This is a genomic window from Streptomyces sp. NPDC059917 (assembly GCF_042730635.1).
Classification (GTDB): domain Bacteria; phylum Actinomycetota; class Actinomycetes; order Streptomycetales; family Streptomycetaceae; genus Streptomyces.
This window is the reverse complement of the sequence record NZ_JBHWLC010000019.1, coordinates 66378-86816: the sequence shown is the minus strand read 5'-3', so window position 1 is coordinate 86816 and position 20439 is coordinate 66378. Positions and strand designations below refer to the sequence as shown.

At 73.0% G+C, this 20439-nt stretch carries 19 protein-coding genes and 1 pseudogene; 12 read left to right on the top strand and 8 right to left on the bottom strand.

What is annotated here, in order from left to right; translation table 11 throughout:
* The first annotated feature begins 8 nt into the window (after positions 1-8).
* The 4 genes from sufU to ACFWAR_RS14120 all read left to right on the top strand — a co-directional run bounded on the left by sufU (position 9) and on the right by ACFWAR_RS14120 (position 3828).
* Complete coding sequence (sufU, locus tag ACFWAR_RS14135; protein ID WP_330329784.1) at positions 9-470, top strand: Fe-S cluster assembly sulfur transfer protein SufU; 462 nt, start codon at positions 9-11, stop codon at positions 468-470.
* Positions 467-811: a metal-sulfur cluster assembly factor gene (locus ACFWAR_RS14130; protein ID WP_053681645.1), complete on the top strand. Its 345-nt coding sequence runs from the start codon at positions 467-469 to the stop codon at positions 809-811. The genes sufU and ACFWAR_RS14130 overlap by 4 nt, the downstream gene beginning before the upstream one ends.
* A 222-nt stretch (positions 812-1033) precedes the next feature.
* Positions 1034-2455, top strand: a complete 1422-nt coding sequence (locus ACFWAR_RS14125) for a DUF3616 domain-containing protein (RefSeq protein ID WP_385776631.1) — start codon at positions 1034-1036, stop codon at positions 2453-2455.
* 44 nt (positions 2456-2499) lie between these two features.
* Positions 2500-3828, top strand: a complete 1329-nt coding sequence (locus tag ACFWAR_RS14120; RefSeq protein ID WP_385776702.1) for a hypothetical protein — start codon at positions 2500-2502, stop codon at positions 3826-3828.
* 69 nt (positions 3829-3897) lie between these two features.
* On the opposite strand, the gene ACFWAR_RS14115 is transcribed toward ACFWAR_RS14120, so the two are convergent.
* Entirely contained in the window at positions 3898-4797 is a 900-nt protein-coding gene (locus tag ACFWAR_RS14115) for a GNAT family N-acetyltransferase (protein WP_385776629.1), read from the bottom strand.
* A 224-nt stretch (positions 4798-5021) separates the two neighbouring features.
* Between ACFWAR_RS14115 and ACFWAR_RS14110 the strand changes: the two genes are divergently transcribed.
* Positions 5022-5342: a multidrug efflux SMR transporter gene (locus ACFWAR_RS14110; protein WP_354382216.1), complete on the top strand. Its 321-nt coding sequence runs from the start codon at positions 5022-5024 to the stop codon at positions 5340-5342.
* The gene (locus tag ACFWAR_RS14105) at positions 5342-5899 is read left to right on the top strand and encodes a TetR/AcrR family transcriptional regulator (protein ID WP_385776626.1); all 558 of its coding nucleotides are present in this window, start codon (positions 5342-5344) and stop codon (positions 5897-5899) included. The genes ACFWAR_RS14110 and ACFWAR_RS14105 overlap by 1 nt, the downstream gene beginning before the upstream one ends.
* Before the next feature lie 79 nt (positions 5900-5978).
* Here ACFWAR_RS14105 and ACFWAR_RS14100 read toward each other — a convergent pair whose 3' ends face one another.
* Complete coding sequence (locus ACFWAR_RS14100; protein WP_385776624.1) at positions 5979-6854, bottom strand: winged helix-turn-helix transcriptional regulator; 876 nt, start codon at positions 6852-6854, stop codon at positions 5979-5981.
* Positions 6855-6943: 89 nt separating this feature from the next.
* Here ACFWAR_RS14100 and ACFWAR_RS14095 point away from each other — a divergent pair, with 89 nt between their 5' ends.
* A complete protein-coding gene (locus ACFWAR_RS14095) occupies positions 6944-8179 on the top strand; it encodes an MFS transporter (protein ID WP_385776622.1) in 1236 nt (411 codons plus the stop codon).
* 43 nt (positions 8180-8222) lie between these two features.
* Entirely contained in the window at positions 8223-9203 is a 981-nt protein-coding gene (dapD, locus tag ACFWAR_RS14090; protein ID WP_385776620.1) for a 2,3,4,5-tetrahydropyridine-2,6-dicarboxylate N-succinyltransferase, read from the top strand.
* A gap of 101 nt (positions 9204-9304) precedes the next feature.
* Here dapD and ACFWAR_RS14085 read toward each other — a convergent pair whose 3' ends face one another.
* Together ACFWAR_RS14085 and ACFWAR_RS14080 are read right to left on the bottom strand one after the other, a co-directional pair.
* The gene (locus ACFWAR_RS14085) at positions 9305-9559 is read right to left on the bottom strand and encodes a hypothetical protein (RefSeq protein ID WP_385776618.1); all 255 of its coding nucleotides are present in this window, start codon (positions 9557-9559) and stop codon (positions 9305-9307) included.
* A 276-nt stretch (positions 9560-9835) separates the two neighbouring features.
* On the bottom strand, positions 9836-11680 hold the full coding sequence (locus ACFWAR_RS14080; protein WP_385776616.1) for an endonuclease/exonuclease/phosphatase family protein: 1845 nt from the start codon (positions 11678-11680) through the stop codon (positions 9836-9838).
* A 258-nt stretch (positions 11681-11938) separates the two neighbouring features.
* Between ACFWAR_RS14080 and ACFWAR_RS14075 the strand changes: the two genes are divergently transcribed.
* Together ACFWAR_RS14075 and ACFWAR_RS14070 are read left to right on the top strand one after the other, a co-directional pair.
* Positions 11939-13477, top strand: a complete 1539-nt coding sequence (locus ACFWAR_RS14075; RefSeq protein WP_385776613.1) for a hypothetical protein — start codon at positions 11939-11941, stop codon at positions 13475-13477.
* A 149-nt stretch (positions 13478-13626) separates the two neighbouring features.
* A complete protein-coding gene (locus ACFWAR_RS14070; protein ID WP_385776611.1) occupies positions 13627-15066 on the top strand; it encodes an alkaline phosphatase PhoX in 1440 nt (479 codons plus the stop codon).
* A 125-nt stretch (positions 15067-15191) separates the two neighbouring features.
* Here the strand turns inward: ACFWAR_RS14070 and ACFWAR_RS14065 are convergent, their stop codons facing one another.
* From ACFWAR_RS14065 to ACFWAR_RS14050, 4 genes are all read right to left on the bottom strand, one after another.
* Entirely contained in the window at positions 15192-15371 is a 180-nt protein-coding gene (locus ACFWAR_RS14065; protein ID WP_354382225.1) for a hypothetical protein, read from the bottom strand.
* 114 nt (positions 15372-15485) lie between these two features.
* On the bottom strand, positions 15486-16679 hold the full coding sequence (locus tag ACFWAR_RS14060) for a TerD family protein (RefSeq protein ID WP_385776608.1): 1194 nt from the start codon (positions 16677-16679) through the stop codon (positions 15486-15488).
* A gap of 87 nt (positions 16680-16766) precedes the next feature.
* A complete protein-coding gene (locus ACFWAR_RS14055) occupies positions 16767-16988 on the bottom strand; it encodes a hypothetical protein (protein ID WP_354382227.1) in 222 nt (73 codons plus the stop codon).
* Between the two features lie 107 nt (positions 16989-17095).
* Positions 17096-18682, bottom strand: a complete 1587-nt coding sequence (locus tag ACFWAR_RS14050; RefSeq protein ID WP_385776606.1) for an aldehyde dehydrogenase (NADP(+)) — start codon at positions 18680-18682, stop codon at positions 17096-17098.
* Between the two features lie 134 nt (positions 18683-18816).
* Between ACFWAR_RS14050 and ACFWAR_RS14045 the strand changes: the two genes are divergently transcribed.
* On the top strand, positions 18817-19599 hold the full coding sequence (locus tag ACFWAR_RS14045) for an IclR family transcriptional regulator (protein WP_385776604.1): 783 nt from the start codon (positions 18817-18819) through the stop codon (positions 19597-19599).
* A 343-nt stretch (positions 19600-19942) separates the two neighbouring features.
* Positions 19943-20439: pseudogene (locus tag ACFWAR_RS14040) on the top strand (hypothetical protein); the annotation flags it as partial.

The window sequence follows — 20439 nt, the reverse complement described above, 5'->3', positions numbered from 1 at the left end:
GGGCAGCGGTGAAGCTGGATTCGATGTACCAGGAACTGATCCTGGACCACTACAAGCACCCGCACGGGCGTGGCCTGCGCGACGGCGACGCCGAGGTGCACCACGTCAACCCGACGTGCGGTGACGAGATCACGCTGCGCGTGAAGTACGACGGCGAGACGCTCACCGACGTCTCGTACGAGGGCCAGGGCTGCTCCATCAGCCAGGCCAGCGCGTCCGTGCTGAACGAGCTGCTGGTCGGCAAGGACCTCGCCGACGCGCGCCGGATCCAGGAGACCTTCCTGGAGCTGATGCAGTCGAAGGGCAAGATCGAGCCCGACGAGGCCATGGAAGAGGTGCTGGAGGACGCGGTCGCGTTCGCCGGCGTCGCCAAGTTTCCCGCGCGGGTCAAGTGTGCTCTGCTGAGCTGGATGGCGTGGAAGGACGCGACCGCCCAGGTTCTGGGCGACGCGGAGAGGAAGACGGCATGACCGAGAACGCGACGCCCGAGGCGTCGATCAAGCCGGCCAGCGAGGAAGAGGTCCGCGAGGCCCTCTACGACGTGGTCGACCCCGAGCTGGGCATCGACGTCGTCAACCTGGGCCTGATCTACGGCATCCACGTCGACGACGCGAACATCGCCACCCTCGACATGACGCTGACGTCCGCGGCCTGCCCGCTGACCGACGTGATCGAGGACCAGGCGAAGTCGGCGACGGAGGGCATCGTCAACGAGCTGCGCATCAACTGGGTGTGGATGCCGCCGTGGGGCCCGGACAAGATCACCGACGACGGCCGCGAGCAGCTGCGCGCACTCGGCTTCAACGTCTGATTCCAGATGTTCCCCACGGAACCCCCCGCACGCGAGTGCGGGGGGTTCCGTGCGTTCCGGGGGCCGCGGCGGTCTTCCGGGGTCCGCTGTTATCCCGGCGGACGGATCGCGTGCACCGGGAGTTGGCCACGGTGGCCGAATCTTCTCGACGGCCGTCATGTCGTGGCGGCGCAGCAGTCGAGAGGACCCCTTGTGACCGTTCGTCCTTCACCGGCACGCCGTGTGGCCGCCGCGGGAGCCGCCGGGGCCGCGGCCCTGCTCGTCGCGGGGCTCACCGCGCCCGCCTTCGCGGCGCAGGCGCCCGCGCCGTCGGCGGAGGCGCTCGCGCCGACCATCACGCTCTCCGCCGGATACCTGTCGGGAGCCGTCGGGGCCGTCGGCGACCCGGGCGTGGGCGTGCGGGTGGCGCAGTCCGCCGCCACGGGCACCCCGCTCCGCGACGCCGCGCTCAAGGTCGAGGTGATCGCCTCCAGCGATCCGGCGGTCGCCGCGCCCGGCGACGTACGCATCGAGCGGACCCGGGGCGGGCGCGAGCTGACCGTGCGCCCGCGCGGGCGCGGCTACACCGAGCTGACCGTGCGGGTCACCGGCCGCGGCGGGAAGAGCGCCACCGCCACCCTCGGCTACGCCGCCTCCGCGCGGGTGAGCGGCGGGGCCGCGGGCACGCGCTACCTCACCGGCTCCTCGGACGCCTCGGCGGCCGTGGACGCGGGCGGCGGGTACGCGCTGGTGGCCGACGACGAGTCCAACGTGCTGCGCCTGTACGACCGTTCCCGCTCCGGCGCGCCGGTCAAGACCTGGGACCTCGGCGCCGCCCTCGGGGTGAAGAAGGAAGTCGACATCGAGGCCGCCGCCCGGGTCGGCGACACCGTCTACTGGACCGGTTCGCTCGGCAACAACAAGGACGGCAAGTACAAGGCGGAACGGAACACGGTCTTCACCACGAAGATCACCGGTTCCGGCGCCGCCACCGAGGTCACCTTCTCCGCCGCCTACAAGGGGCTGCGCGAGGACCTCATCGCCTGGGACACGGCGAACGGCAACCGCTACGGCTTCGCCGCGGGCACCGCCGCCGGACAGGTCCCCAAGCGGATCGACGGATTCAACGTGGAGGGGCTGGAGTTCGCGCCGGGCTCCACGACCACGGCCTACCTGGGCTTCCGCGCGCCGCTCGCGCCCGCCGTGCGCGGCGGCAAGGCGCTGATCGTGCCCGTCACGAACATCGACCAGGTGGTGGCGAAGGGTGCCAAGGCCACCTTCGGCGCGGGCATCGAGCTGGACCTGGGCGGGCTCGCGATCCGGGACATCCGCAAGAACGCGGCGAACCAGTACCTGATCCTGGCCGGTTCCTGGGCCGCCGACGACAACACCGACCCCTACGCCCTCTTCTCCTGGGACGGGGTCCCCGGGCACGCTCCCAAGAAGCGCCTCGACCTGCCCACCACCGACCCCGGCGGCTGGGAAGCCGTGGTCGCCGTACCCGACCTGCGGGCGCCCGGCGCCCGCGTCCAGCTGATCACCGACAGCGGCTCCGCCGACCTGTACGGCGACGGCACCGAGGCCAAGGACCTCGGCCACCCCGAGTGGAAGAAGTCCCGGTCCGCATGGTTCACGCTCGACAACGTCCGTGGGAGCACCCGTTGAAGTCACCGCAGAAGCAGCTGGGTACCGCCGCGATCGCCGCGCTGATGCTCGCCGGTCTGATGAACATGCCCGCCCAGGCCGCCAGTTACGGCACGCCGACCATCTCGCTGTCCGCCGGTTACCTCTCCGGGGCCGTGGGCGGGGTCGGCGACCCGCTCGTCGACGTCACCGTCGCCCAGAGCGGCGCCGACGTCTCCGCGCTCACCGTGAGCGCCTCCGCGTCGAGCAAGTCCTCGGTGGCCGGGACCGGCGACGTGAGCGTCACCGGAGCCGGAGCGGTACGGCGGCTCGCCGTCACGGCGCGCGGTCGCGGCTACACCAACCTCACCGTCAAGGTGACCGGCCTGGGCGGCAAGAGCGCCACCAAGACCCTGGCGTACGCCGCCTCGGCGGCCGTGCAGAACCCGGCCGACGCCCGCTACCTCACCGGGTCCTCGGACTCCTCGGCCGCCGTGGACGTCGGCGGCGGCTACACCGTCGTCGCGGACGACGAGTCCAACGTCCTGCGCCTGTACGACCGTTCCCAGTCCGGCGCGCCGGTCAGGACCTGGGACTTCAGCTCTCAGCTCGGGGTCAGCAAGGAGGTGGACATCGAGGGCGCCACCCGCGTCGGCAACACCATCTACTGGACCGGTTCGCTCGGCAACAACAAGGACGGCGAGTACAAGGCCCCCCGGAACACGGTGTTCACCACGACGCTGAGCGGCTCCGGGTCCACCACGCAGCTCGCGTACGGGCGTTCGTACAAGAAGCTCCGCGACGACCTCGTGGCCTGGGACAAGGCGAACGGGAACCGCTACGGCTTCGCGGCGGGCACCGCCGACGGCGAGGCGCCCAAGCAGATCGACGGATTCAACGTGGAGGGGCTGGAGTTCGCGCCGGGCTCCACGACCACGGCCTACCTGGGCTTCCGCGCGCCGCTCGCGCCCGCCGTGCCTGGGGGCAAGGCGCTGATCGTGCCCGTCACCAACTTCGACAAGGTGCTCTCCAGCGGTTCCAAGGCCACCTTCGGCGCGGGCATCGAACTGGACCTGGGCGGGCTCGCGATCCGCGACATCCGCAAGAACGCGGCGAACCAGTACCTGATCCTGGCCGGTTCCTGGGCCGCCGACGACAACACCGACCCCTACGCCCTCTACTCCTGGGACGGGGTCCCCGGGCACGCCCCGGTGAAGCGGACCGACCTGCCGACCAGCGACGCGGGCGGCTGGGAGGCCATCGTCGACGTACCGGACCTGAAGGTGCCGGGGGCCCGGGTGCAGCTGATCACCGACTGCGGGTCGGCCGACCTGTACGGCGACGGCACCGAGGCCAAGGACCTGACGCACGCGGAGTGGAAGAAGTCGCGCTCGGGCTGGTTCACGGTCGGCTAAGTACTACGGCCGACGGTCCGGACCTGCCCGAGGGGCGGGTCCGGACCGCCGGCCACCGGCTGCGCCCCGCTAGTCCACCCGGCCCGCCGGGTGGAAGTTGAGGCGTTCGCGGACGACCGGGAAACCGGCCTTGGTGAAGTGGGCGGCCATGGGGTAGTTGCCCCGGTCCGTGGCTCCGGTGACGAACTCCGCGCCCCGCTCCACCAGGAAGTGGGTGCACTCCGCGAGGAGGTCGTAGGCGTAGCCGTGCCCGCGCTGCTCAGGGAGGACCCCGATGAAGCCGACGGTCGGGCCGGAGGGGTTGTGGGCCGGGATGTGGATGCCGACCGGTTCGCCGTCCGGCGTGTGCGCGAGCTGCCACCACTCCCGCGGGGAGGGGCACCAGTGGAAGAAGTCGAGTTCCTCCTGGGCCGCCCGGTCCAAGCCGCCCTCCGCGAAGGCCCGTTGCGCGTGGGCGTCCAGGGTGGCGGAGTGGATGCGGCGCACGGCGTCGAAGAACACCGCGTCGTCCGGTTCGGGGCGGAAGCGCAGCCGTCCGGGCCGCTCGGGCAGACCCCGCTGCGGGGTCCAGCGGTACAGGAAGCGTTCCACCAGGAGCGCGTACCCGGCGGCGCGCGCGGCGGCGAAACGGGTCTCGGCGGCGGCCCGCAGGCGGGGGTCCTCCCGCCAGTCACCGGGCAGGTTGATCTCCAGTTCGACCTGGCGGGGGGCGGAGCGCAGGAGGGCGGCCCCGGCCTCCTCCTCGCCCTCGGCCACGTCGAACCAGTTGATGTTGACGGGCTCCGCGTCGTCGGGCCCGCCCCACCACGCGCCGCGTGCGACGACCTCGCCGTCGCGCAGGGCGACGCGCTTCCAGTCGGGGCGGAAGCGGGTGAGCCGATGCCCCTCGCGGGCGCCCAGGGGGTCGGGGAGCGCGTCGAAGAGGACGTCGTCGTTCGCGGAAAGCGTGCGGATGACCGGATCGGTCATGGGTTCCTCCGGGAAAAGAGCTGTGCGGAGCGCTCCCGGTCAGAACGGACGAAGCACGCCGGGACAGCGGAAGAGGGAGCGCTGGATGTGTGTGGACTGCACGGCACTCGCCTCCTTCCGTAGGTCTCAAGGCGTGGAGCCACACGGTATGCGGTCCTGTGCGGGTCCGTCCACGGATTTCTGACTGTGTACGGGCGTACGCAACGATGTGTACCCTCGTACACATGCCCTACGTACTGCTCGCCGCCGCCATCGCCGCCGAGGTGGCCGGCACCACCGCCATGAAGTACAGCGACGGCTTCACCCGGCTGTGGCCCTCGCTCGGGACCCTGCTCGGCTACGTCATCGCCTTCACCCTGCTGGCGCAGACCCTCAAGAGCATGTCGGTCGGCACGGCGTACGCGATATGGGCCGGGGTCGGCACCGCCGCCATCGCCGCGATCGGCATGGTCTTCATGGGCGAACCGGCGACGGCGGCGAAGATCGCGGGGATCGCGCTGGTCATCGGCGGGGTGGTCCTGCTGAACATGGGCGGTGCGCACTGATGGCGGCGGGCGCGCGCCGCCACGACCCCGAGCGCAGGCAGCGGATCATCGACGCGGCGATCCGGGTCGTGGGCGACAAGGGGATCGCCGGGCTGACGCACCGCAGCGCGGCCGCGGCGGCGGACGTACCGCTCGGCTCGACGACCTACCACTTCAAGACCCTGGACGAGCTCCTGGTCGCGGCCCTGCGCCAGGCCAACGAGGGCTTCGCGCGGGCCCTCGCCGACAGCCCCGCCCTGGCCGATCCGACGGCCGACCTGGCGGCCGCGCTGGCCCGGGTGCTGGGGGAGGCCCTGGCCGCGGACCGGGGGCGGGTGGAGCTGGAGTACGAGCTCTACCTGGCCGCCCTGCGCCGCCCCGCGCTGCGGCCGGTGGCCGCGCAGTGGGGCGAGGCGGTCGCCGGGATCCTCGCGCGGCGCACGGACGCGCTGACGGCGCGGGCGCTGGTGGCGGCCCTGGACGGGATCGGCCTCCAGGTGCTCCTGACGGGCTCCGACTACGACGAGCCGTACGCCCGCGAGGTCCTCGCCCGGGTGCTGCGGCCGACGGCCGGCTGACCGCGCCGCGGCGCGCCGCGGGGTGCTCGGCGCGGTGGGGTGCTCGACGCGGTGCTTCGGTGCGGTGCTCGGCGCGGTGTCAGGAGGCCGAGCGGACCGCGGCGAGGGCCGCCGAGACGCTCGCCTCGATGTCCGTGATCGGGTAGATCGCCTCGACCACCGTCCGGTCCCGGGCCACCACCAGGGTCAGCCGCTTCATCCGGCTCACCCCCGCGGCCCGGAAGGTCGGCAGCCGCAGCGCCGTCACCAGGTCGAGCCCCGCGTCCGACAGCAGCGGGAAGCGCAGCTCCTCGGCCGCGGCGAACTCCCGCTGCTCGTCCGGCCGTTGGGTCGAGACGCCGTGCACCGTCGCCCCCGCCGCCGTGAACTGCGCCAGCTGGTCGCGGTAGGTGCACGACTCCAGCGTGCAGCCCTTCGCCCCCGGGATCCCGGCCCAGCCGGGCGGGTAGGACTCGGCGCGGGCGTAGGCGCCGGGGAAGCAGTACAGGACGGTGAACGGGCTGTCCGCGACCGGGTCGCGCGGCTCCCCGGCGGCGTCCGGCAGCAGCAGCTCCGGCACCCGCGTGCCCTTGAGCGCCCGCACCCGCGCCGCCTCGCGCGAAGCCTCTTCGGTGGTCGCCGTCATCTCTCCCTCTCCCAGGATCCAGGTGTCCCCCCAGTCCTGGAGGGCCACCAGCACCGGCAGCAGCGCCCGCCCGCGCGGGGTGAGCCGGTACTCGTGCCGCACCGGACGGTCCTGGTACGGCTCGCGCGTCAGCACGTCCGCTTCGACGAGCAGCCGCAGTCGCTCGGTCAGCACCTTGCGGGACATGCCGAGCTCCCGCTGGAACGCGTCGAAGCGGGCGACGCCGCGCGCGGCGTCGCGCACGATCAGCAGCGTCCACCAGTCGCCCACGACGTCGAGGGCCTGGGCGATGGCGCAGTCGGCGTCGCCGAGCTGGGTGCGCTGGGCCATGGGAACTCCTTCGTCCGTTGACCCGAGGCTGTCATGCTGACATAGTCCGTTCCCAAAAGGAACTAACTCGATGGGATCCGGGGGCGGACGTGTTGCGGGGATTCAAGGACGTGCCGCGCGCGGTGTGGCTCCTGGCGGCGGGGGTCTTCGTCAACGCCGTCGTCAGCTTCACCTTCGTCTTCGTCTTCCTCTACCTGACCGGCCCGCGCGGACTCGCGGTCACCGGAGCGGGCCTGGCGACCGGAGTCGGCGGCATCGGCCTGGTCGCCGGGAACTTCACCGGCGGCTGGTACGGCGACCGCTTCGGCCACCGCCGGGTGCTGCTGGCCGCCTCCGGACTCGGCGGGCTCGTCCTGATGGCCTTTCCGCTGCTGCCCACCCCGCTGCTGTTCGGCGCCCTGCCCCTGGCCCAGTACGCCTCCGGAGTGGTCCGCGCCGCCAATTCCGCGTTGGTCGCGGTGACCGTCCCCGAAGGCTCCCGCCGCCAGGCGTACGCCGTCGTGCGCAGCGCCTCCAACGGCGGCTTCGCCATCGGCCCGCCGCTCGGCGCCCTGGTCGCCACCGGGATCTCGTACGACTGGCTCTTCGTCGCCGACGGTCTCGGCACGCTCTTCTTCGCCCTGTGGACCGCCCGGGCCGTGCCGGCCCGCGGCGCCCCCCGCTCCGCCGCGGCCCGGGACGGGGGTCCGGGCCGCGGCGGCCTCTGGTCGCAGCTGCGCGCGCGGCCCGCCGTGCTCCTGCTGCTCGGCGCGATCCTGGTCGTCGACCTCGTCTACCGCCAGCAGTACGGCGCCTTCCCCGTCTTCCTCGCCGACCACGGCTTCGACGCCCGCGTCTTCGGCTTCGCCGTCGCCCTCAACGGCGCCGTCGTCCTGCTGCTGGAGATGCCCGCCGCCGTCGCCCTGCGCGCCCACCCGCCGCTGCGCGTCATCGGCGCCGGACTGCTCCTGGTGGGGGCGGGGTACGGGGCGCTGGTCCTGGGCGCCGGAGTGGCCGCCGCGGTCACCATGATGCTGCTGCTGAGCGTCGGCGAGATCCTGTACAAGACCACCGCCACGGCCTACGTCGCGGACCGGGCCCCCGAACACGCCGTCGGCCGCTTCCAGAGCCTGTACGCCGGGGTCTCGGTCAGCGGCGTGGTGCTCGGCCCGCCGCTGGGCGGAGCGCTGTACGACGCCGCGCCCGGGCTGCTGTGGCCGGTGTGCGCCCTGCTCGCGGGCGGCGCGGGGGCGGCCGTCCTGTACGCGTCCGCCCGGGGCGAGCGACCGGCACGTGACACGCGCGCCGCGACCGGCACGGGGACGCGCGCCGCGACCGGCACATGAGACCGGTTCGCTCCGGCGGGCCGTCGCCGGTTAGGTTTCGGGCATGACTGCTACGCGTACCACCGGCGCCGTCGCCGCCGGCCTTGCCACCCTCACCGCCGACGGCACCGTCCTCGACACCTGGTTCCCCGCCCCCCAGCTGGTCGCCGAGCCCGGCCCGGCCGGCACCGAGCGCCTCACCGCCGAACAGGCCGTGGAGCTGCTGGGCGCCACCGCGCCCAAGGCGATCCGCCAGGACGCGGTCCGCGGCGTCGAGGTCGTAGCGGTCCGCACCGTGATCTCCTCCCTGGAGGACAAGCCGCTGGACGCGCACGACGCGTACCTGCGCCTGCACCTGCTCAGCCACCGCCTCGTCAAGCCGCACGGCCAGAACCTGGACGGCGTCTTCGGCCTGCTGACCAACGTCGCCTGGACCTCGCTCGGCCCGGTCGCCGTCGACCAGGTCGAGACCGTACGGCTGAACGCGCGCGCCGAGGGCCTGCACCTCCAGGTCACCTCGATCGACAAGTTCCCGCGCATGACCGACTACGTCGCCCCCAAGGGCGTGCGCATCGCCGACGCCGACCGCGTCCGCCTCGGCGCGCACCTCGCCGAGGGCACCACCGTCATGCACGAGGGCTTCGTCAACTTCAACGCGGGCACCCTCGGCACCTCCATGGTCGAGGGCCGCATCTCCGCGGGCGTCGTGGTCGGCGACGGCTCCGACATCGGCGGCGGCGCCTCCACCATGGGCACCCTGTCCGGCGGCGGCAAGCAGATCATCTCGATCGGCGAGCGCACCCTGGTCGGCGCCGAGGCGGGCGTCGGCATCGCGCTGGGCGACGAGTGCATCGTCGAGGCCGGTCTGTACGTGACCGCGGGCACCCGCGTCACCCTCCCGGACGGCCAGATCGTCAAGGCGCTGGAGCTCTCGGGCGCCAGCAACATCCTCTTCCGCCGCAACTCGGTCACCGGCGCCGTCGAGGCCCGCCCGAACAACGCGGTCTGGGGCGGCCTCAACGAGGTCCTGCACAGCCACAACTGACGCCGGTCCGCGGCAGGTCCGCGGCCCCGCGCCGACGCGGAAGCGGCCCCCGGAGATCCTTCCGGGGGCCGCTTCCGCGTCAGCGGTGTGCGTCGTACGCGTCAGTGCAGCGGGATCGTGCGGACCAGGCCCGCGAAGGCCTGCTGCTCCGCCTCGGTCAGCTCGACGCGTTCCAGGGGGTGGGCACTGGAATCGCGCTGGGCCGGGATCACCGCGAGCCCCTCGAAGGCGCCTGGCTCCGGGTGGTGGAACCGACTGTCGAACATCATGTGGCCGAGGCCGAGGATCCAGACGAAGGAGGCCACGAGCAGCACGGCGATGCCGATTTCCTGCGCGAGGGAGATGGAGGGGAACACGCGGTCCTCCAAGGGTGCGGGGGTACAAGATCGGGCGTGGGGATACTCAACACGACAAATCGCGGATTGAGTAGGGGTGTGGCCAGTATCACGCCAGGGCCGAAAGCCCCGACCTGTGCAGTGGAGGGCCCGTTTCGACCGGCTCCGCGGAGCCCCGGGCGCACGACAGGGGGCCCGGCCGGGACGGCGGCCGGGCCCCCTGCGGATCACGGGGTGTGCGTCGGCTGACGCGGGTCGCGCGACGCGGGTCGGGCGACCCGGATCACGCGACACGGGTCACGGGCGGAAGCGCAGCACCTGCGGGTCGTGGTCGCTGTTCTGCGCCGAGAACTCGGCGTTGATGTGCACGCTGTCGTACGTGAAGCCCTTGACCGCCGGGCTGGTCAGGATCTGGTCCAGCACCTGGGCGTTGCCCTGGTAGACGTACGAGTAGCGCTCCGCCTTCGGCAGCGACTGGATCGCCGGGTACAGGGCCCCGCCGTCCGTCAGCCCGGCCGTGGTGCCCGAGAAGTCGAAGTCGTTGATGTCGCCGACCGCGAGGACCTTCGCGTCCTTCTGCGTGGCCAGCAGGCTCTTGACGAAGCCGTTCACGGCCTGCGCCTGGAGCAGCCGCTTGGCCTCCGAGGAGCGCACGGGGGGCTGGTGCACCGAGGTCAGGCCCTCGTCGCCGCCCTTCGAGGAGAAGTGGTTGGCGATCACGAAGACCGTCTTGCCCTGGAAGACGAACTCGCCCGCCAGCGGCTTGCGGCTGTCCGCCCACGCCGGGTTCGCCGGGTCGATCCGGCCGGGGGAGTGGGTCAGGGCCGCCTGGCCCTTGTCGCCCGTGGTCACGGCGGTCGGGGTGAGCGCGTCGCCCGGGGCGCGGTCGGTGAAGGAGACGCGCAGCGGGTTGAAGAGGAAGACCTGGCGGATGTTGCCGCCGGGCTCGCCGCCGTCCTTGTTGTTCTCCGGGTTGATCGTGCGCCACTGGTACGCCGGGCCGCCCGCGGCGGTGATGGCCGCGGTGAACTTCGTCAGCGTCTGCTCGGCGGAGACCGTGCCGTCGTTCTTGGCGCCGTTGTCGTCCTGGATCTCCTCCAGGGCGAGGACGTCGGGGGAGGCGAGGTTCTCGACGACGGCCTTCGCCAGGTTGTCGAACTTCGTCTGCGGGTCGGTCGGGTCGAGGTTCTCGACGTTGTACGTCGCCACCGCGAGCTCGCCCGCGGCCTGGGGCTTGGTCTTCTCGGGGGCGAGGGTGCCCGCCTTGACCGTGCCGAGGGTGCGGGCCACCAGGGTGTAGCCGCCGAACTGGTTGAAGTCCAGCGGGCCTTCGGTGGTGCCGGTCAGCTTGTCGCCGACGTTCGCCACGGGGAAGGGCTGGGTGGCGACGGGGGCGAGCTGCTGGACCTGGAGGCGGCCCGTGTTCTGGGACTCGTACGAACCGTAGAGCGTGCCGCCGCGCTTGAGGGTGTTCTCCCAGCCCTTCACGGTGACCCACAGCTCCGAGTACGGGTCGGTCGCGCCGACCACGCGGGAGGTGCCGATCTTGACGTTCATGCCCTCCAGCGACTCGTAGTAGTCCAGGGCGTAGCGCGAGGGGTCCAGGGTCAGCGCGTTGATGCTGCCCGCCGCGGCCGGGTCGCCCGCCGGGGCGTACTCGGCCGGGACCGAGTACTCGTTGACGGAGACGGCGGCCGGGAGCGCGTTGCCGGAGGAGACCACGGTCACGACCGGCTTGGCGATCTGGGTGACCGACTGGTTGCCGGAGGACACGCCGCCGGGGATGTACTCGCCGACCGTGCCCGAGACCTTCACCGCGTCGCCGACGGCGACGGTCGGCGCGGAGCTGGTGAAGACGAAGATGCCCTCGCTCGTCGCGTCGTTGTCGTCCGCGTCGGGGTCCTGGATCCAAAATCCGCGCGAGCCGTAGGTGCGGACGCCGGTCACGATGCCGGTGACGTCGGCGACCGCCTTGCCGTTCAGGGGCGATATGCGGGTGGTGCCCTGGATGTCGTGGATGCGTACCGGGTCGGCGCTCGCGCCGCCTTCGGCGGCGTCGGCGGACCCGGCGAGCAGACCGGTGGCCAGAGCGGTGGCCACGAGGGCCGCGACGGCGGCGGAACGGGGATGCGAGGAGCGCATGGGCAGGAACTCCGGTGTGTGGGTGGGTGAAGCGGAGCGGTCGCGCGATCCGTCCGGGGTCCGCAGGGGACGCCGAACAGGTCCACGTACATATCTACGCGCGTCAATTTCGTTCCTGGCCAGCGACGTTGTCAAGGCCTCCAGGGAATACGGCGGCCGACTGTGGGATGAACCAAAGGCGATGACCCCCGGAGAGCGGGCCCCGTGCGTCTACGCTGGTGAGCGCTGTCACACAGTTCACGCGAGGAGAACCACCCCATGTCCGCTGAGGCGCACCCCACGTTGCCGCCGGTCCGGCTGCACTCCGAGGCCGAACTGGCGCGCGACGCCCTCGCCGCACCGCTGTTCGCCCGCGCCGTCCGGCTGGCCCGCTGGACCGCCCCCGGCACCCCCGTCGGCTCCGGCGGCGAACTCCTGGCCGACCGGCTGCCCGAGGCGGTGCGGCTGCTCGGCTTCGAGGGCGACGAGGACGGGGCGGCGTACGCGAGCGAGGCCTGGCGGGTGGCGGTGGACACCGGCCTCGTCGAGGTGACGGACATCGAGGACCTGGCCGAGGGGAGCGGCGAGGGCCCCGCCGCCGAGCGCGCCGAGCCGGACGTCGCGGATCCGGCCGACGACGACGGCGTCTTCGGGGTCGCCGGGCCGGGCGAGGACCTGGCCCTGGTGACCGGCGGAGCGCCCGGCGACGTACTGGACCTGTGGCTCGCCGCGCTCGACGCGGTGCTCGCGGACGCGGCCGTGCCCGACCTCGACGACCTCGTCGACGCCCTCGACTCCGGCGGCGAGATCGACTTCACCCGGCTCGACTGGAACCCGCAACGCGAGGCCGACTTCCTCGACGGGGTGCTCGCCAACCTGTACCTGCTGACCGTCGCGGAGGGCGGCGCCACCGACGCGCCCGTACCGCTGCCCGTCCTGGCCGCCTCGATGGTCGTGCCCGACGGCATGGTCGAGCCCACGAACGAGGTGTTGGAGCAGGTCTCGGACGCGATGATGCGCCTGGACGACCAGTTCCGGCAGCTGGAGCCGATCGGGCTGGTCGACTTCCGTCCGGTCGACGAGGAGCTGATGGCCGAAGCGGACGACGAGGAGCTGCTCCACGGGTCCGACGACCTCGACGACGAGGACGTCTCCCGCTACGGCATGGTCCGCCTGACCCCGCTCGGCCTGTACGGGATCCGCGCCCGCATGCGGGAGGCCGGGGTCGAGGCGCCCGCCATCGGCGACCTGGCCGACAAGGGCGCGGACGCGCTGCTCGACGCCGTCTCCGGCTACCCCGAGGGCGCCGCGCAGGCCGAGATCGAGCAGTGGATCGAGGGTCGCGACCTGCCCGAGGCCGTCGGCGAACTGCTCGCCGCCGCGCGCGGCGGCGACCCGGGCGGGCCGCTGCGGCGGCTGCGCTGCCAGCAGGCCCTCGCCCCCGCCGGACCGGTCGCCGAACCGGTCATCAGGGCGGTCCTGGACGACGCCGAACTCGGCGGGCTCGCCCGCGTCTGGCTCGCCGAGCGCGGCGCGACCGACGTTCCCGCCCCTTCCGAGGCCATGGTCTTCTGGCTGACCGTCGACACGATCGCGGCGCAGCTCGCCGAAGGCGTCGAATCCGACGAACTGCCCGCATTGATGGCTAATCTGACGGCACATCACACCGGCTTCTTCGACGCGGCGTGGCGGGTGGAGCACCCGTACACGGCGCAGGTGCTGGAGGCGATGGGGCGGCTCCACCCGGACCGCAAGTCGGCGAAGGAGGCCCGCAAGGCCGCCTTCAAGGCGCGTTCGCGGCAGTCCTCCGGGGCGTAACGCGCCGTTCCTGGTCGGGAGTCGGCCAATCGGCGGCGGAGAAGGGGACCACTGCTCTTGGTGGGGAAGTCAGCCGCCGTTCACGCGGGGGCGGAATTCTGGCCTCGCCGACCGCACGATTCGAGCCCACTCCCGAGCCTGGAGACCCCATGCCGCTCAGCCGTAGAGACTTCACCGCCCGCACCGTCCTCGCCGGAGCGGGCGTCGCGCTCACCGGTACGGTCGGAGCCCTCGCCACCGCGCCCGGAGCCCTCGCCGCCGACGACACCGCCCGCCAGGACGAGCGCGGCCGCCCGGGACGGCCCGGATACGGCCCGCTCGTCCCGGACCCGGCCGGGCTGCTGGCCCTGCCGGCCGGGTTCTCGTACCGCGTGATCACGCGCACCGGCGTGACGAAGCTGGACTCCGGGGAGAGCACCCCGTCCAACCACGACGGCACGGCCGCCTTCGAGGGCCACCGCGGGGTCACCCTGCTGGTCAACAACCACGAGCTGAAGGGCAAGCGGGCCGACTGGCCCCACCCCGTCCCGCTGACCGAGGGCCTCGTCTACGACCCCGCGGCGGCGGGCGGTTGCACGGTCGTCGAGGTCCGGCGCGGCGGCGAGGTCGCCGAATGGGTCGGCGTCGCCGGTACGTCGACCAACTGCGCGGGCGGGGCCACCCCCTGGGACACCTGGCTGACCTGCGAGGAGACCGAGGACCTCGCGGGCAAGAACGGGATGACCAAGGACCACGGCTACGTCTTCGAGGTCGACCCGCACGACCGCCGGGCCAACCGCGACCCGCGCCCGGTGAAGGCCTTCGGCCGCTACGCCCACGAGGCCGTGGTGATCGACCCGCGCAGCGGCCACGCCTACCTGACCGAGGACGCCTCGGGCCCCAACGGGCTGCTGTACCGCTGGACCCCGCCCCAGGGCTTCCGGCACGGGCGCGGCAAGCTGCGTACGCTCGCGGCCGACGCGGGCGTGCTGGCGGCGGCCAAGTGCTTCGACAAGGCCGGGCAGTTCGTGGACGACCTCTCGCGCGCCACCAAGGTCGGGACCGTGTACGGGGTGGACTGGGCGGAGGTCACCGACCGCGACGCGCGCACGCTCCCGGTGCGCAAGCAGTTCGCGACGGGCGCGGTGACCCGGGCGCGGAAGCTGGAGGGCATGTGGTGGGCCGACGGGGGGACGTACTTCGTGTCCTCCTACGCCCGCACGGAGAGCCCGGGCGCGGCGCACGACGGACAGGTGTGGTTCTACGACCCGAAGCGGCGCACGATGAAGCTGGTCGTGATCCTCGGCGTGAACGCCGACCCGGCGGCGGAGGGCGGCCTGGACGGCCCCGACAACATCACGGTCTCGCCGTACGGCGGCCTGATCATCGCGGAGGACGGCAGCGGCCTCCAGCACCTCTTCGGGGCGACGGAGGAGGGGCGCACCTACCCGCTGGCGCGCAACGAGCTGAACATCGGGACCGCGGCGGAGCCCGAGTACTCGGAGTTCACGGGCGTCTGCTTCTCCCCGGACGGGCGGACCCTCTTCGCCAACATCCAGGACCCGGGCATCATGCTGGCCGTCACCGGACCGTGGCGGCGCAAGCACTGACGCGGGGAGGGACCGACGGCGGGGGCCGACCGGGTCGGCGGTGGTGCCGACGGAGGGGGGCCGACCGGGCCGGCGGCGGTGGTGGGCGAGGCGCCGTCGCCGGGACCGGGGGAGCGGCGGGTGGCCTACAGGGCCGCGGAGCCGACTTCCTCGCGGCTTCCCGCGGCCCATTCGCCGAGGAGGAACTCATACGCCTCGGAGGGCCACTCGCTGTCCACCCCGGTCTCGACGAGGTGCCGTATCGCCTCGTTCGCCTCGGAGGCGGACGGGCGGGCGGGACCCGCGGTCGGGAGTGACTTGTACATGGGGTCAAGGCTACGGGCGGGCACTGACAACAACCTCCGTATTAAGGAGAGCCCGGGGTGGCATGGGTCACCCCGGGCCCTCCGCGGGGAGCGGTCAGTCCCCGCCCACCTGCGTCAGAGCGCCTGGGCGGCGGGCTTGACCATGCCGCGCACTGTGCGGGACTTCACAAACTCTCCGATGGCCGTCATCTCCCACTCGCCGGAGAACTGCTTGATCAGCTTGGCCATCATCACGCCGGTCTGCGGCTCGGCGCCGGTGAGGTCGAAGCGGACGAGCTCCTCGCCGCTGGCCGCGTCGATCAGCCGGCAGTACGCCTTGGCGACCTCGCTGAACTTCTGGCCCGAGAAGGAATTGACGGTGAAGACGAGGCCGGTGGCCTCGGCGGGGATGCGGCCGAGGTCCACGACGATGACCTCGTCGTCCCCGGCGCCCTCACCGGTCAGGTTGTCGCCGGAGTGCTTGATGGCGCCGCCCAGGATCGAGAGCTTGCCGAAGTAGCAGCTGTCGATGTGGTTGCGCTGCGGGCCGTAGGCGATGACCGAGGCGTCGAGGTCGATGTCCCGGCCGCCGTACGCGGGCTCCCAGCCGAGGCCCATCTTGACCTGGGACAGCAGCGGGCGGCCGCCCTTGACCAGGGAGACGGTCTGGTTCTTCTGGAGGCTGACCCGGCCCTTGTCGAGGTTGACCTTTCCGGCGCCGGGGGCGGGCGCGGCGGGCTGGGCCACGGGCGGGGCGACGGGCGGCGCGGGCGGCGCCGACGGGAAGGCGGCCGCGGGGACGGGCGCGGGAGCCGGGGCGGCGGGCTCCTCGTCCACGGAGACGCCGAAGTCGGTGGCGATCCCGGCGAGCCCGTTGGCGTAGCCCTGGCCGACGGCGCGGACCTTCCACACGCCGCCCCGCAGGTAGACCTCGACGACGACGAGCGCGGTCTCGGTGCCCAGCTGCGGCGGGGTGAAGCTGGCGATCACCGCGCCGCCGTCGGCGTTGCGCACGGTGGCCGTGGGCTCGACGCCCTGGAAGCTCTGCCCGGCGGCGTCGGGGCTGGCCGTCACCACGATGCGCTCGATGCCGGGCGGGACCGCGGAGGTGTCCACGGTGATCGAGTCCGGCGCCGAACCGCCGCCGGACCGGTAGCTGACACCGGGGCCGGCGGGCTGGTTGTAGAAGATGAAGTCGGCGTCGGAGCGCACCTTGCCGTCCGCGGCGAGCAGGAGCCCGGATACATCCAGCCGTACCGGAGCAGCCACATCCACCGTCACGCGGACGGCATTGAGCGGCAGGTTCGAACCAGGGGTCATAGCGGTCATGCCCGGAGAACGACCGAAGGCCCTTTGCCGTTCCCTTACCCGAGGGTCCCTTCCCCGGACGGCGGCCGCGGGGCCGGGAAGGGAGTCCTAGCGGCGATTGCGGGGGTGGTTCTTCGCCATTCGCTCGTTGCCGAACTTGTACGCGCCGGTCCAGCGGGCCATGACCAGCTGGGCGTCCCCCGACTCCACCTCGGCCAGGAACTTCTCCGCCCGGGACCCGCGCAGCGTGCTCGCCTCGCGGCCCTGATGGGTGATGACGACCGTGCCGTCGTGGCGCTGCGCGTACGTGAATCCGTGGGGTCTCGGCATGGCGGCAGCCTGCCCCGCGGGGGGCGGGGCGGGCAACCGCATTTGGCCGGGGCGGCCGGGAACGCCGGGGCGGCCGGGAGCGAGGAGCCGCGAGGAGCGCGGCCCGGTCAGGCCGTGGGCGCGCCCGTCACCAGGCGGGGCAGTCCCAGCGGGTTGGCCTCGCGCAGCTCCGGCGGCAGCAAGGGGTCCGGCACCGACTGGTAGGCCACCGGGCGCAGCCACCGCTCGATCGCGGTCCCGCCGACGGAGGTGGAGTGCGAGGTCGCGGCCGGGTACGGGCCGCCGTGGTGCTGGGCCGGTGCCACCGCGACCCCGGTCGGCCAGGCGTTCACCACGACCCGCCCGGCCAGCCGCGTGACCTGCCCGATCAGCTGCTCCGCGGGGGCGGGCGCGGGAGTGGGAGTGGACGTGGGAGCGGGCGTGGGCGTGGCCGTGGCGGTGTCGCCGGCGCACTCCGCGGCCGACAGCTGGAGGGTGGCCGTGAGGTTGCCGGGGAGCAGGGCCAGTACGGCGGACGCCTCGCCCTGGTCGGCGTAGCGCACGACGACGGTGACCGGGCCGAAGCACTCCTCCAGCAGCGTCCCGTACGCCCGCGGATCGGCCAGCAGACCGCGCGCGGCGAGGGTCAGGTAGCCCGCGCCGACCGTGTGGTCGCCGCCGGCGCCGGGCGTGACCGGGGCGACGACCCCGGGCAGCGCCGCCCGCTCGCCGACCCCGGCGACGAAGCCGTCCCGCATCCGGTGGTCGAGCAGGACCCCCGGCTCGGTCTCCCCGAGCGCCTTGGTGAGCGCACCGGTGAGCCGGTCGCCGTCCGCTCCTTCGGGTACGAGCACCAGTCCGGGCTTGACGCAGAACTGGCCGACGCCGAGCGTCACCGAGCCCGCGAGCCCGGCGCCGATCTCCTCGGCGCGCTCGGCGGCCGCCGCGGGCGTGACCACGACGGGGTTGAGGGAGCCGAGTTCGCCGTGGAAGGGGATGGGGACCGGCCGGGCGGCGGCCGCGTCGAACAGGGCCCGGCCGCCGCGGACGGAGCCGGTGAACCCGGCCGCCGCGACGAGCGGGTGACGGATCAGCTCCAGGCCCGCGTCGAACCCGTGGACGACGGACACGACGTCCGCCGGCAGCCCGCTGTCCTCGGCGGCGCGGCGCAGCAGCGAGGCGCACAGCTCGGAGGTGGCCGGGTGGTCGGGATGGACCTTGACGACCACGGGGCAGCCCGCGCCGAGCGCGCTGGCGGTGTCGCCGCCCGGGACGGAGAAGGCGAGCGGGAAGTTGGAGGCGGCGTAGACCGCGACCACGCCGAGCGGCACCTTGTAGCGGCGCAGATCGGGGCGGGGCGGGGCGAGCGAGGGGTCGGGACGGTCGATCCGGACGTCGAGGTACGCGCCGTCCTCGACGGCGTCGGCGACCGCCCGCAGCTGGTACGTCGTCCGGGCCAGCTCGCCGGTGAGGCGGCCGGGGCCGAGCGCCGTCTCGGCGTCGGCCGCCTCGACGACCTGCGCGGCGGAGGCGTCCAGCAGATCGGCGGCGGCGCGCAGGAAGCCGATGCGGGCGGCGCGGTCGGCGAGCGCGCCGCGGGCGGCGTCCGCCGCCCGAACGGCCCGGTCCACCTCGCGGGGCGTGGCCTCGACCGCAACCTGCTCGCGCTGCTTCCCGGTACGGGGGTCCACACTCCAGACTGGTGTTCCTGCCATGACTCACTGCCTCCTGGGCTGGAGATGGATCGTTCAGTATTCTGAACGCCGTTCCGGTGGATGAATGATCACGTCCGCTGCGGACTCTATTTCCGTGTCTTCGGGGTTGACAAGGCAGAGGGGCGATAACGCGCATGACGACAGCCGAGTCGGGGGTCGAGGCGCCGGGTGCTCCGGTGAAGTCCGCGGTGCGGACGGTGCAGTTGCTGGAGCACTTCGCGGCGCGGCCCGGGCTGCACAGCCTGGCGGACATCCAGCACGACCTCGGACTGCCCAAGTCCAGCCTGTACATGCTGCTGCGCACGCTGGTGGGCATGGGGTGGGTGGAGACGGACGCCCAGGGGACCCGGTACGGGATCGGCGTACGGGCGCTGCTGGTCGGCAGTTCGTACATCGACGGGGACGAGGTGGTCGCGGCCGCCCGGCCGGCCCTGGACCGGCTCTCGGACGGGACCACCGAGACCATCCACCTGGCCCGGCTCGACGGGACGAGCGTGGTCTACCTCGCCACCCGGCAGTCCCAGCACTACCTGCGGCCCTTCACCCGGGTCGGGCGGCGGCTGCCCGTGCACTCGACCGCGCTCGGCAAGGCGCTGCTGGCCACGCACACGGACGAGGAGGTGCGGCTGCTGCTGCCGGAGCGGTTGCAGGCCGTCACGCAGCACACGATCACGGACCGGGAGGTGCTGATCGAGGAGCTGGCGCTGGTGCGCGAGCAGGGGTACGCGGTGGACCGGGAGGAGAACACGCTGGGGCTGTGCTGCTTCGGGGTGGCCGTGCCGTACCGCACTCCGGCGCGGGACGCGGTGAGCTGCTCGGTGCCGGTGGCACGGCTGACGCCCGGGCACGAACGGGCGATCAAGGCGGCGCTGTTCGAGGCGCGGGACCGGCTGGCGGTCGTGACGCGTCGGATGTGACGCCACGGATGTGGTGCGTCGCAAGTGATGCGTCTCCCCCACCTGGGGGAGACGGATCACCTTCGCGGGGGAGGTGGCGGGGCGGCCGGGGCGGGACCGTTGACCCATGAACACGCGAGCCACGAAGACGAGGGCCGTCGCCACGAACGCCGTGGAGACGGCACAGCCAACACACCCGACACACCCGACACAGTCAAAACACCCGGTACATCCGGTACATCCGGCACACCTGGGTACCGCGCGAAGGGTCCTGCGGGCGGCGGCCGTTGCCGCCACCGTGCCCTACCTGGCGCTCAAAGCCGTCTGGCTGGGCGGGGGCAGGATCGGGATACCGGAGGGGAGCGTGCTGCTGGATCCCGGGTCCTTCTTCGTCGTGGCCAATTCCGTCACGCTGGCGATGGACGCGTGCGTCATCGTGCTCGTTCTCGTGCTCACCCGGCCCTGGGGGCTGCGGGTGCCGGGCTGGTTGCTGATCACCCCGGCCTTCGTGGCCACCGGGTTGCTGACGCCGATCCTCGCGGGGTACCCGGGGCAGTTGCTCATACGGGTGCTGGGGGTGGAGACGGACACGGCCTCGGCGCGGGCCGTCCGCAAGCCCTTCCTCGAACCGTGGGTGTTCGACCTCGTCTACGGCGGCTTCATCGTTCAAGGACTCGCCCTCGCCGGATTGTTCGTGCCCTACGCGTCGCGGCGCTGGGGACACCGGTGGCAGGGCGTGCCGGGCCGGCGGCTCCCCGCACCCACCGGGGGGGTGGGGGGGGCCGCGGCGGTGGTGGGGCAGGGGGTGGGGGCGTCGTTACTGTTCATGGGGGTGGGCGGCTCGGCCCGGCTGTACCCGCG

Excerpts from the sequence above, each read along its gene's own strand:
- ACFWAR_RS14130 (WP_053681645.1), top strand. The coding sequence starts at position 467 with ATGACCGAGAACGCGACGCCCGAGGCGTCGATCAAGCCGGCCAGCGAG.
- ACFWAR_RS14120 (WP_385776702.1), top strand. The coding sequence starts at position 2,500 with ATGCTCGCCGGTCTGATGAACATGCCCGCCCAGGCCGCCAGTTACGGC.
- ACFWAR_RS14115 (WP_385776629.1), bottom strand. The coding sequence starts at position 4,797 with ATGACCGATCCGGTCATCCGCACGCTTTCCGCGAACGACGACGTCCTC.
- ACFWAR_RS14110 (WP_354382216.1), top strand. The coding sequence starts at position 5,022 with ATGCCCTACGTACTGCTCGCCGCCGCCATCGCCGCCGAGGTGGCCGGC.
- ACFWAR_RS14105 (WP_385776626.1), top strand. The coding sequence starts at position 5,342 with ATGGCGGCGGGCGCGCGCCGCCACGACCCCGAGCGCAGGCAGCGGATC.
- ACFWAR_RS14100 (WP_385776624.1), bottom strand. The coding sequence starts at position 6,854 with ATGGCCCAGCGCACCCAGCTCGGCGACGCCGACTGCGCCATCGCCCAG.
- dapD (WP_385776620.1), top strand. The coding sequence starts at position 8,223 with ATGACTGCTACGCGTACCACCGGCGCCGTCGCCGCCGGCCTTGCCACC.
- ACFWAR_RS14080 (WP_385776616.1), bottom strand. The coding sequence starts at position 11,680 with ATGCGCTCCTCGCATCCCCGTTCCGCCGCCGTCGCGGCCCTCGTGGCC.
- ACFWAR_RS14075 (WP_385776613.1), top strand. The coding sequence starts at position 11,939 with ATGTCCGCTGAGGCGCACCCCACGTTGCCGCCGGTCCGGCTGCACTCC.
- ACFWAR_RS14070 (WP_385776611.1), top strand. The coding sequence starts at position 13,627 with ATGCCGCTCAGCCGTAGAGACTTCACCGCCCGCACCGTCCTCGCCGGA.
- ACFWAR_RS14065 (WP_354382225.1), bottom strand. The coding sequence starts at position 15,371 with ATGTACAAGTCACTCCCGACCGCGGGTCCCGCCCGCCCGTCCGCCTCC.
- ACFWAR_RS14060 (WP_385776608.1), bottom strand. The coding sequence starts at position 16,679 with ATGACCGCTATGACCCCTGGTTCGAACCTGCCGCTCAATGCCGTCCGC.
- ACFWAR_RS14055 (WP_354382227.1), bottom strand. The coding sequence starts at position 16,988 with ATGCCGAGACCCCACGGATTCACGTACGCGCAGCGCCACGACGGCACG.
- ACFWAR_RS14050 (WP_385776606.1), bottom strand. The coding sequence starts at position 18,682 with ATGGCAGGAACACCAGTCTGGAGTGTGGACCCCCGTACCGGGAAGCAG.
- ACFWAR_RS14045 (WP_385776604.1), top strand. The coding sequence starts at position 18,817 with ATGACGACAGCCGAGTCGGGGGTCGAGGCGCCGGGTGCTCCGGTGAAG.